The sequence below is a fragment of the Rhodoplanes sp. genome (assembly GCF_013377085.1).
Classification (GTDB): domain Bacteria; phylum Pseudomonadota; class Alphaproteobacteria; order Rhizobiales; family Xanthobacteraceae; genus Rhodoplanes.
This window is the reverse complement of sequence record NZ_JACAAX010000028.1, coordinates 74459-85596: the sequence shown is the minus strand read 5'-3', so window position 1 is coordinate 85596 and position 11138 is coordinate 74459. Positions and strand designations below refer to the sequence as shown.

The window sequence follows — 11138 nt, the reverse complement described above, 5'->3', positions numbered from 1 at the left end:
CCGCGGACCTATTCCTCGGCGGCCTCGTCGTCGTCCTCCTCGACCTCGCCGGCGAGAATCTTCTCGGCGATCAGGCCGGCATTCTGGCGGATGGCGGCCTCGATCTTGGCGGCGATTTCGGGGTTGTTGCGCAGGAAGGCCTTGGCGTTCTCGCGGCCCTGGCCGATGCGGGTCGAGTCGTAGGAGAACCAGGCCCCCGACTTCTCGACCAGGCCGGCCTTGACGCCGAGATCGACGATCTCGCCGAATTTCGACACGCCCTCGCCGTACATGATGTCGAACTCGACCTGCTTGAACGGCGGCGCCAGCTTGTTTTTCACCACTTTTACGCGGGTCTGGTTGCCGACGACCTCTTCGCGATCCTTGATGGCGCCGATGCGCCGGATGTCGAGGCGGACGGAGGCGTAGAACTTCAGCGCATTGCCGCCCGTGGTGGTCTCCGGCGAGCCGTACATCACCCCGATCTTCATGCGGATCTGGTTGATGAAGATGACCATGGTGTTGGAGCGGCTGATCGAGGCGGTGAGCTTGCGCAGCGCCTGGCTCATCAGGCGCGCCTGCATGCCGGGCTGGGCATCGCCCATCTCACCCTCGAGCTCCGCACGCGGCACCAGCGCGGCGACCGAATCGATCACCAGAATATCGACGGCGCCCGAGCGCACCAGGGTGTCGCAGATTTCCAGCGCCTGTTCGCCGGTATCCGGCTGCGAGATCAAGAGGTCGTCGAGATTGACCCCGAGCTTTCGCGCATAGATCGGGTCGAGGGCATGCTCGGCGTCGACGAAGGCGCAGATACCGCCCTTCTTCTGCGCCTCGGCGATGCAGTGCAGGGCGAGCGTGGTCTTGCCCGAGGATTCCGGCCCGAAAATTTCCACGACACGGCCGCGCGGCAGACCGCCGATGCCGAGTGCGATGTCGAGTCCGAGCGAGCCGGTCGACACCGTGTCGATGTCCATCGCCTTGGTCGACTTGCCGAGCCGCATGATCGAGCCCTTGCCGAACGCCCGCTCGATCTGGGTGAGCGCGGCATCGAGGGCCTTGGTCTTGTCCATCGGGGAACTCTCTACGACTCGCAGCGGGGCCGAAGCCATCATCGCCTCCCTGTATGCCCGGTAAACATGAGGCCGACAACGCGCGCGCCGCCTCCATGGCGCCTATGTACACTATCTGTTCTGCGTTCGCAATATGTTCTACCCGGGAAAGCGGTGCGGTGCTGTGCTGACGGCGCACCATGGGCTGGAGGCGAATCCGCTTTTTGTCGGAGCGTGAATCCGCTCTTTGTCGAATTCCCGCGCTGCACAACGCCGGAAGTCATTGAATTAATAATATTTTCGTGATGCATGGGGGTCCGCAGGGTGCGCAACCGCTTTGCGGCAGGAATGTGTCCGACACGGAATGTTGGCAAACCGAATAAGTACACCACAACAGCGGCTTAGAGAACGCCGGTGCGCAACCCCCTCTCATCAAACCCGGGAGGTGCGCAACTGGGTGCGCAACCCCCCAGTCAAGGATTCGGAAGAGCTTCTATCCAGGCCGAAAAGCCCGGCTGATCGATGTCTTTGCGCACCCGCCCGAATGCAGCCCGCAACTCGTCGCGGTTGTTCGGATCAACCCCCGCAAAGATGCGCCGGATGTGATGATAGAAGCGCGCCAAGCGGAAACCGTACCAAGTTTCGGCATAATCCGTTTCTTCGTAAATCTTAATCTCTTCCCCGAGGCGGATGGCCGCAAGCCGGACAAGAGAGAATATATACGCCTCACATAAATACCGATTAACTGATCCCGCCGGCACTTGATCTCCGAATATCCGGCTGAGGCGAATTCGATACTTCGCGGGAACCTGCCCTCGGCGGCGCCACGACGCAACAGACGTCGGATCAATCCCGAGCTTTTCAGCCAGCTCCCGGTCCAGTTCTACGTCAAAAGCCAGCTTCATCCCCGTGATCACACGGTCGACGTCTTCTGCCTCATCCATCCTTGACGCCTGTCAAAAAATGGCAGAATGTCATGTTCTGCCTTCTAACATGGTGGAGCAACACATGCTGCCCGTCTTACACGAAAAGCCTGAGGACTACGAAGCAGAATACCGGCGCGTCCGGGCCGCACTGATCGAGCGCGGCACGACCCTGAATCAGTGGCTCGCGAAGAATGGCGTCAACCGCCAGCTCGCCTACCTCGCGCTCCGGGGCCAAGCGTTCGGGAAAAAGTCGCTCGCCTTGCGGGCGCGCATCCTCCGGGAAGTCTTCGGAGAAGAGGCGCGCTGAGCAATGAGCGAGTGGGTCGACCTCACTGACGTTGCCCTGCATGCCCAGGTCACCCCTCAACGTCTCCGCTATATAGCTACCCATCCACGCACGTCGGCCGCCGCGCGGTGGCACGGCGTCGTGGTACGGCGGGTGCCCGGGCCGTATGGCGGCGGGCAATCCGGCATTCGCTACGAGTTTTACCTTCCTTCGCTGCCGGCCGACATTCAGGCGTCTTTGAAGGCGGTTCAACCGGCTTCGGAACCCGCCTCGAACCGGCGCGATGATCGATCCGTTGTCGGGCACTGGCGGCTTCACCTCATCACCCCGGCTCTCGGGCTGGACAAGCGCACCAGCGAGCGCTCTGTCGCGGTCCGGGAGATCGCCCGCACGACGCGCATCGGGCCGGACGGCCGGCCCATCACCGTCACCGAACGCACGATCGAGCGATGGCTGGACGCCTACGAAGCGGACGGCATCGCCGGCCTGATGCAGCGCGCCCGACGCGACAAGGGCAGCGCCCGGGTGGTGATCTCTCAGGTCTGGTTCGCCAAGGCGCGGGTGTGGCTCGACACGACCACCATTGCTCGGATCGATGACGAGCTGCGGGCCTATGTCCGCTCGATGCATGCCGCGGGCGAGTCGCCGGGTCGCATCATCTTCCGCGCCGGCATGAAGCTCCGGGAACTATCGGCCGCCGCCGGCATGCCGGTGGACGAGATGAACAAGGCAGTGTTCGCGGTGCCGCGGATCTACGTCGTCCGCGAGCGGCTGTGGCGCAAGGTCGCCACGCGCGACCGCGACGCAAAGGCCTGGCATGACATGCGGCCGTCGATGCTGCGGAAGCTTGCCGATCGGCCGACCGAGTTCGATCTCGATGCGATGCACTTCGACCACACGGTATGCCGCGTGGACGGTACCGTGGCCTATCCCAAGGCGATCGTGGCGATGTGCCGCGCAACAAACCGGCTGCTGGTCGTGCCGTTCCTGCTCGACCAGCGCGAAGGACTCCGTCAGGAGCACGTCGCCCTCTTCATCGAAACGCTTTTCGACCAGTGGGGCACACCGGACCGGCTGACGATCGACAACGGCGGCGAGTTCGGCGCGGTCCCTGATCTCGCGGACCTGCTGCAGATCGTGGCCCAAGTCCATTCGGCGGACGGTCGCCGGCCGGTGGTTCACGCCCAGCCCTACAACGCACGGGCCAAGGTCGTCGAGAATGGCATCGGCGTACTGCAGCGGGTTTGGCTCGCCGGACTGCCCGGCCACGTCGGCAACAACCGGATCAACAAGAAGACGCAGAAGGTCGGCCGCCCGACCACCCCGTTCCCCGGCGGCTTCGACCTGTTCTGTCAGATCGTCCAAATGAGGGTGTGCGAGTACAACGCCGCACCGCAGCGCGGGAAGCTCAAGGGGCGCTCGCCCGACGAGGTCTATCAGTCCCACATCGATGCCGGGTTCACGGTCGCCAAGGTCGATCGCGCGTCGCTGATGCTGGCATTCTCGACCCGCGACATCGCTTCTGTGGGCAAGTTCGGCATCCGGGTGAACGGCCGGTATTGGACCTGCGACGCGCTGCGGTATCGCTCCGGTGAGAAGATCGGCGTTCTCAAAGGCCGCTTCCACGACTGGCCGGTGGTGCCGCTCTACGACCTGGACGACGAGCGAACGATCATTGGCTACGCCGATCCGAACGAGGCGGTGGACGGGACCGACCCGGAGAACGCGCGGAAGCAGAAGCGGGCCGAGCGCCGATTCAAGTCGCGGGCGCGAGACCTGGCGAACGTCGCATCGCCCGCCGACCTGGTCGCCGACACGATCGCATCCGCCGCCACCCTGCCGCCGCCGATCCAGGCGCCGGTGGACGGCATCATCGTGCCCAACCCGCAAGCCGCCGAGATCGTCGCCGCGATGGCCGTGCCGCCGGAAGAGCGCGCCTCCCGCCACACCCGGAAGGTGCACGCCGAGATCGAGCGCGAGCTGGCGAAATCCGAGAAATTCCACCGACTCCTTTTAGGAGGGAAGTCATGATCGAAGTGCCGTTCGTCGAGATATCGACTACGCGGCTGATCCGCCAACGGATCGAGATGGCTCGCGCGACCGGCGAGAACGTCGCCATCACGGGCGCGGCCGGCGTCGGCAAGAGCTGGGCCTTGCAGCACTATGCCCAAGAGTCCGGCGTCGCCTATCTCTTCTCGATCGAGGCCGCGCTCGGAAGGTCCGCCGGAACGCTGTTCGCTCTCGTCGCGGAGACGCTGGGAGCGTCGCGAGGCATCAACCCGTCCGATACCCTCCGCGGGGTCAAGCGGCGCCTGCGCGAGTACTTCTACGACGCCATGATCGTTCTGATCTTCGACGAGGCGCAGAACATCAAGCTCGAAACGCTGCGCGACCTGCTCACCCTGACGGACGATCCGCAGCCCTGCGTCACCATCGTGTTCTCGGGCAACGAGCACGTCCTGAAGGTGGTCAACGCTGCCAAAGGCGGCTTCGAACAGATCGGCCGCCGCATTCAGTACCGGCTGACCATCAGCGGCGTGACGCACGCCGATGCCGATCTCGTCGCCGATGTTTTCGGGGTCACGGACAAGCCGTGTCTGCGGTTGCTGCGGGCCGTCAGCGAGACGGCGCACATCGCTGGCGTGGTCACGATTCTCAAGCTCGCGCGTCAACTCGCCGGTGACGGAAAGCCGATCGAGCTGGCCCACCTTCGCGACGCAGTCGAGGTTTTTCCCCAACACCGGCCGGCCCTCGCGAAGCATTGAGCCGCCCGTTCTTTGTAGCTCACCGCGTTTCGTCTCACATCGGAAGAGGCCTTCTATGCCTGATCAGAATGGAAATCCCTTCGACTTCTCGCTTGTCCCGCCGGAGCGGCACGCGGCGGTGGCGGCGGTGTCCCTCGAATACGCCGCGAGGGTCGTGCAGCAAACTCACCAGTTCAACGAGCTGGCGGCGCCGTTCGCCTGCGAGATCGCCGACCGTCTTCCTTCGGCACCCGAGGAGCTGCAGGTCGCCTTCATCAACCTCGTCAACCTCCTGGAGGTCTACACCGGCAAGGTGGAGGAAGGCTTTGCGGAATTCGCCGGCCGCCTGTCGGCCGCGGTCGCGACCGGGGAGACGAAACAATGAGCGGCGTACCGAGCGAGCGCGAGCCGTTGTTTCGGTGGGGCGGCGACTTCTCGGCGTTCTCGGATAATGCGGGCTGGGGCGATCGCGGCAAATCCGTGCTGATCCAGATCCATCGGGTGGACGGGACTGTCCCCGGGGACCGTCGTGGCGAACGTCCCCACACGACTGGTCTCTCAATCGACAAGCTGATGGAGGCAATCCGGGCTCTGGTATCGAGGCTGATCCCAGCCGATCACCCGCCGGAGCTTGTTCCATCCCAGGGCAATCCGACGCCGTGGACGGTCCACGAAAAGGCGGACGCCGCATGACCCGGGAACAGCTCGCCCTCGTCCACATGGCCAAGAAGCATCTCGCGAAGACGCAGGGGTGGGACGAGGACATGTACCGGGTGATGCTGCGCCAGCTCGGCGGGGTGGAGAGCGCGAAGGATCTGGACGACAAGGGTTTCGCCCAGATCATGGAGTACGCCAATTCCTGGGGGTTTCGCTCCGATTGGCGGGAGCGGACTTTCGGGCGGCGGCCCGGCATGGCGACGCCGCGCCAAGTCGAGCTGATCCGCGACCTGTGGCGGGAGTGGACAGGGGCCGACGACGATGCCGGCCTCGACAAGTGGATGGAGCGCAGCTTCGGCACGTCGGCGCTGCGCTTCGCCACCCCGGAGGTCGCCGCGAAGGCGATCACCGGCCTGAAGGCGATGGTCCGGCGCAAGACCACGAAGGCCGCAAGGGCCTGAGGAGCGCGCGGGGCGGAATCCGGCCGGGGTTCCGCCCCGCCCCCAGGAAGCCCGCCGATGCGTTTTCCTGGTCAGAGCCACCACCCCAGCGCCGAAATTTTTGAAGGCCAAATTGAAGCACCTGAGGCGCCCCGCGGGCCGCTGCAGACCCCGATGACGGGGAACCCCACCCCCCAGAGGCCGGCATTTGCCCGAAACCGTCCCCGGGCGTAGGGTCTGGACGCGGGGAAACGGCGCCTCGGCGCCGCGTCTGGAATGGGTGCTGCCCAAACCGGGAGGGTTGACGACCTCCCCCCGCACCTTTCCCTCTTCCGCCCTTTCCGGGAAGACCCGCTGACACCTGTCAGCGGCCCCCCTCTGTCAGTCTTCCGTAGAGTGGATCGTGGAGCGCCGAGAGCGCCGCCGCGTCTCCCGGGAGTCTCGCGTCTCGCGGGACCGCGGCACCGAGGCGGGTGCCGACCGGCACGGCGCCCGCCTTTTCCATTCCACGCAAGCGAGATCACGATGGCTCCCAACCGTCCCTTCGAAGTCAATCCCATCCTTACGGCCGTCGCGATCGGCTACCGAAACCCCGACTACGCACTGATCGCGGCGCGGGTGCTGCCCTACGCTCCCGTTCCCGAAGAGCGATTCAAGTACACCGTCTATCCGCTGAACGAGAGCTTCAACGTCCCCGACGATCTCCGGATCGGTCGCAAGGGGCAGCCGCACCGGGTCGAGTTCTCGGCAAAGCAGGAGACAGGTGAGGTCGACGACTGGGGCGTCGACACCATCATCCCGCAGTCGGATATCGATACGGCGGCGCGGCAGCGCAGCGCGTTGGGCGGACACTACGATCCTCGTGCTTACGCCGCGCAAGGCCTCACCGATATCGTCGACCTCGGCCACGAGGTTCGCACCGCTCGGCTGGTGTTCAATCTCCAGAGCTATGCTCCGGCTCGCAGGATCACGCTCTCCGGCACCTCGCAGCTCTCGGATTACGTGAACTCCGATCCGTTCGGCGTGTTCGACGCCGCGATGGCGGGCACGCTGGTGTTCAAGCCCAACACGGCGGTATTCGGTGACGAAGCGTGGCGGATCGTCCGCGGCCACCCGCACCTGGTCAACGCGGTGCGCGGCGGGGTGACGAACAAGGGGCGCATCACGCCGGAGGAATTCGCGGCCCTGTTCGGCCTGCGCAGCGTGGTCGTCGGCGAAGGCTGGCTGAACACGGCCAAGAAGGGACAGGAGCCGACGCTCGAACGCGTGTGGGGCCGGCACTGCGCGTTCCTGCACCTCGCCACCTCGCCAACCACCGAGAAGACGGTGACGTTCGGGTACACGGCCCGCCTCGGCAACCGGATCGCGGGCGACTACCAGGACCCGAGCATCGGTCTGCAGGGTGCGACCATCGTACGCGTGGGAGAACGCGCCAAGGAGCTGATCATCGCGCCGGACGTCGGCTACTTCATTCAGAATATCGTCGCCGGCGCCTGACCGCGATGAACGATCGCCGCTTTCCGGGTATCCTCGGAGAGATTGCCGAAGCGGTCGGTGAAGAGGCTGCCCTGAAGATTCGGGAAGCCTTTGGCGGCCGGAGGATCACCCTACCCGGCGAGCACTCGCTCCGAACCAAAGTTGGATCGCAAACCAAGCTGGTCGAGGTGGTGGGGATTGAGGTTGCGCTAAAGATCGCCGACGCAATCGTGCCGACGACAGGCATATACGTCAATATTCCACGCGGAGCGACTGAGCATCTCGAACGACGGCGCGCTGTCCTCGCACTTTCGAAGGACGGACTGTCGGTCTCGAATATCGCCAAGCGTCTCGGTTTGACGGAGCGCACCGTCTACCGCATTCGACAGAAGGCATCGGGACTCGTCACACTCAGCATCGATTTGGAAGAGTGCATGTCTTCTCCTCTCGGATATGAGAATTTCGCCCTCGGCGCCGTGACACTGGACGTCGCGGCGGCGGGCGGCGCTCCCGCATGGGTGAAGGTCGCGCCGCGGGGTGCCGTGGTGACGCGCGACGGTCGATCTTATCAGTTCGATCCCGAGAAGCTGGTCTCCCGCTTCGCCGCGGACGGCATCGACCTTCCGGTTGATCTCGATCACGCGATCGCCCGCAAGACTCTGCTCGGCGAGAGGGCCGACGCGGTCGGTTGGGTGAAGGAGCTGCAGGCGCGTCTGGACGGCCTGTACGCCCGCGTCGAATGGCTGACGTCCGGGCTCTCCGTCTTGGCTTCACGCACTCACCGCTTCGTCAGCCCGACGTTCCGGCACGACGACGCGGGCGCGGCGACCTGGCTTCATTCCATCGCGCTCGTCGCCGCTCCCGCGCTGTCCATGCCGGCGCTCGCCTCGGCGTTCGGGAAGGGCATGTCCGCGACTCCGGACCCGATCGCGCTGGCCGCCGCGGCGCACGACTATCAGATTGCACAGGCCGCATCGGGGCATCCGATCTGCTACGCCGATGCCGTCCTCGCCGTGTCCGGAGAGAGCATCGATCGATGAGCACGCTCGACGTCGCGCTGCGGCTCAAGCTGATCAACCAGCTCTCCGGCGAGGCCGCGAAAGCGGCGCGCGACCTGACCGGCATCAAGACGGCCGCGAAGGGGATCGAGGGCACCCGCGGCGCCGACAAGCTCAAGCGCGACCTTCTCGACGTCTCGACCGCGTCCCGGAACGCCGGCCGCGGCCTCGGAGAGGTCAAGCGCGAGGCGACCGGCCTCGGCGCGGTGCGCGGCCCGGACAAACTCAAACGCGATCTGCTGGGCGTCGCCTCGGCGGCACGGCTGGCGGAACGCGCGATGGCCAGCGTCAAGACCGCGGCCCAGCGGGTGCGCGAGCGCGGGGCGGGCGGACCGGGTGTCGGCGGTCCACGACCAATCGGCGCCGAGGGGCGCAGCGCGCCGCTGCTGATGGGCGGGTCGCTAAGCACGGTCGCGCGGGCGTATGGCGCCTACGCGCTCGGCCGCCGCTTCGCTCAGGGCTACACCGACATGGCCGCCTTCGACCGGCAGATGACGCGGATCGGCATCACGGGAGAAGCGACCGCGGAACAGCTCGCCGCGGCCAAGAAACAGGTTCGCGATCTCTCGTTCGAGTTCGGCATTGCGCAGGCGGAAGCCGTCAAGGGCGTCGAGGCGCTGGTGACGCAAGGACTCAGCCTGCCGCAGGCGCTGGCACAGATGCGCTCCGTTTTGGCGGCAGCGCAGGCGAGCGGCGCGGCGGTCGACGACATCGCGAAAACCGGCGGCGCATTGACGACGAACCTCGCCGTGAAGGTCGGCGAGCTGGAACGTGCTTTCGACGTTCTCGCCTACGCCGGCAAGAAAGGTCAGTTCGAACTCAAGGATGCGGCGCAGTACCTGCCGATGCTGGCCGCGTCGTGGTCAAACGCCGGACAGAAGGGTATCGACAAGCTCGCCGACCTGGCGGCGGCGCTGCAGATCGTCCGGAAGCAGACCGGCACGTCTGAACAGGCGTTCAACGGGGTGCGCGACCTCCTCGCGAAGCTGTATCAGCCGGAGGTGCAGAAGAACTTCAAGAAGGTCGGTATCGACCTCGAAGACTCCTTGAGCAAGGGGCTCAAGGCCGGCCGTCCGCTCTTCGACCTGGTGATCGACCTGGTGAAGAAGGCGACCAAGGGCGACCTGGCCCAGCTTCCGAAATTCTTCGGCGAGATCGACTCGCGCCAAGCGGTGAGTGCACTCGTCAACCTGGAGAACGAGTTCAAGTCGCTACGTTCCGAGATCAAGCGCTCTTCGGCCGGCACCATCGCCAAGGACCTCCCTGCCGTCATCAACGACACGGAATCCGGAATCAAGCGTCTGTCCGATTCGTGGTCGGGTTTCTGGCGTAGCACCGGCCGCCTCGCCGACAGCGCTGGTGCCAGCACCGCGCTCGCGAAGATTACGGATGGCGCGAACGCTGCCGCCGACGCGCTCGACCGCCTCAGCACGCCAGAGGGCCGACGCGCTGCGGCCGATGAGTTCTCGACGAACCAGGCCAAGGGGTCGCTCGACGCGCGCATCAGGGAGGTCGGGGAAAAGCTGCGGCAGCGTGAACAGGCGATTCGTGGTGCCGGCGCTGCGCCGCTGTCCTCGTTTCCGGGTCGGTTCCAGAGCGGGGCCAAGGCTCAGGCGGACCGGCGGGCGGCCGACGTCGGCACGGATGCCGAGGTCAAGGCGCTCCGGGCGAAGCTCAACGATCTGATCCAGGAGCGGCAGAACCTCGGGGGCGTCAAGCCCGTCATCACCGAGAAGGATCTGGAGGCGGGACGCGCGGCGGTCGCGCGAGACAAGGCGCGCGACCGGTATTTCGACATCTACCCCACGCTTCGGGGAAACAAGCCGGCGACCGCGGGCGGATCGCTGCCCCCCGTGCAGTTGCTCGACGATGCCGTTTCCCAGACGGCCGGCGCCAAGGCGAAGGCGGCGATGGACGGGATCGACAAGGCAATCTCGACGGGTGGGGAGAAGGCGATCGCGACGACGCAGTCGTTTGTCGAGCGCATGAAGGCGCTACTCAACTCGCTCAACGTCACGGTCGCGCCGACCATCTCGCCCCGGTTCAACGCCCCGGGGGTCGGCGGCGGTGGTGGTGGTGGCGGGGGCGGCGGCGACGGAGCGCCGAAGGCGCCCGGGAAGCAGTCGAGCCGCGGGCCGGTCACGGTGGTGGTCAACGTCAACGGGGCCGGCGACGCGCAAGCGGTCGGCCGCGAAGTGGCGCGGCAGTTCGCGCGGCTCGGCGACTCGACCGGTGCCCTGTTCGACCGGGTGTGACCATGGCTATGGAAGAGCGCGGGGGGAGGCCGCCGTCCCTCCTGGTTTGCCCTCAGGCATTCCCGCGGCCCGGCAGAGCCGGAATTTCCCCGCACCGGCACTATAGCCGCCGCGGGCCTCGAAGGTAAGGGACGATGACGCAACCGAGTATCCATACCCTTTCAGGCGTCGAACTGGTGACGATCCCTGCCGCCGATTACGCGGATTTGCTCGACTGCAAGCGCCAGCTCGCCGAGTTTAAGGTCCGTCAAAGGGGCTTCGAATC

At 65.8% G+C, this 11138-nt stretch carries 11 protein-coding genes; 9 read left to right on the top strand and 2 right to left on the bottom strand.

What is annotated here, in order from left to right; all coding sequences use genetic code 11:
* Window positions 1-8: 8 nt before the first annotated feature.
* Together recA and HXX10_RS18965 are read right to left on the bottom strand one after the other, a co-directional pair.
* On the bottom strand, window positions 9-1091 hold the full coding sequence (recA, locus tag HXX10_RS18970; protein ID WP_296524376.1) for a recombinase RecA: 1083 nt from the start codon (window positions 1089-1091) through the stop codon (window positions 9-11).
* 413 nt (window positions 1092-1504) lie between these two features.
* Window positions 1505-1975 carry a helix-turn-helix domain-containing protein gene (locus HXX10_RS18965; protein WP_296524375.1) on the bottom strand — a complete coding sequence of 157 codons (471 nt, stop codon included), beginning with the start codon at window positions 1973-1975 and terminating at the stop codon, window positions 1505-1507.
* A gap of 64 nt (window positions 1976-2039) precedes the next feature.
* Between HXX10_RS18965 and HXX10_RS18960 the strand changes: the two genes are divergently transcribed.
* The 9 genes from HXX10_RS18960 to HXX10_RS18920 all read left to right on the top strand — a co-directional run bounded on the left by HXX10_RS18960 (window position 2040) and on the right by HXX10_RS18920 (window position 10873).
* Entirely contained in the window at window positions 2040-2264 is a 225-nt protein-coding gene (locus HXX10_RS18960) for a hypothetical protein (RefSeq protein WP_296524374.1), read from the top strand.
* A 3-nt stretch (window positions 2265-2267) separates the two neighbouring features.
* Entirely contained in the window at window positions 2268-4274 is a 2007-nt protein-coding gene (locus tag HXX10_RS18955) for a helix-turn-helix domain-containing protein (protein ID WP_296524373.1), read from the top strand.
* Window positions 4271-5008: an ATP-binding protein gene (locus tag HXX10_RS18950; RefSeq protein WP_296524372.1), complete on the top strand. Its 738-nt coding sequence runs from the start codon at window positions 4271-4273 to the stop codon at window positions 5006-5008. Before HXX10_RS18955 ends, HXX10_RS18950 begins: the two co-directional genes overlap by 4 nt.
* Before the next feature lie 55 nt (window positions 5009-5063).
* Window positions 5064-5372: a hypothetical protein gene (locus HXX10_RS18945; RefSeq protein ID WP_296524371.1), complete on the top strand. Its 309-nt coding sequence runs from the start codon at window positions 5064-5066 to the stop codon at window positions 5370-5372.
* Complete coding sequence (locus HXX10_RS18940; protein ID WP_296524370.1) at window positions 5369-5680, top strand: hypothetical protein; 312 nt, start codon at window positions 5369-5371, stop codon at window positions 5678-5680. Before HXX10_RS18945 ends, HXX10_RS18940 begins: the two co-directional genes overlap by 4 nt.
* Window positions 5677-6105, top strand: a complete 429-nt coding sequence (locus HXX10_RS18935) for a regulatory protein GemA (protein WP_296524369.1) — start codon at window positions 5677-5679, stop codon at window positions 6103-6105. Before HXX10_RS18940 ends, HXX10_RS18935 begins: the two co-directional genes overlap by 4 nt.
* Before the next feature lie 504 nt (window positions 6106-6609).
* Window positions 6610-7581 carry a capsid protein gene (locus tag HXX10_RS18930; protein WP_296524368.1) on the top strand — a complete coding sequence of 324 codons (972 nt, stop codon included), beginning with the start codon at window positions 6610-6612 and terminating at the stop codon, window positions 7579-7581.
* Window positions 7582-7586: 5 nt separating this feature from the next.
* Window positions 7587-8600 carry a phage protease gene (locus HXX10_RS18925; RefSeq protein WP_296524367.1) on the top strand — a complete coding sequence of 338 codons (1014 nt, stop codon included), beginning with the start codon at window positions 7587-7589 and terminating at the stop codon, window positions 8598-8600.
* Window positions 8597-10873, top strand: coding sequence for a phage tail tape measure protein (locus tag HXX10_RS18920; protein WP_296524366.1), 2277 nt, complete (start codon window positions 8597-8599; stop codon window positions 10871-10873). The genes HXX10_RS18925 and HXX10_RS18920 overlap by 4 nt, the downstream gene beginning before the upstream one ends.
* Window positions 10874-11138 lie beyond the last annotated feature (265 nt).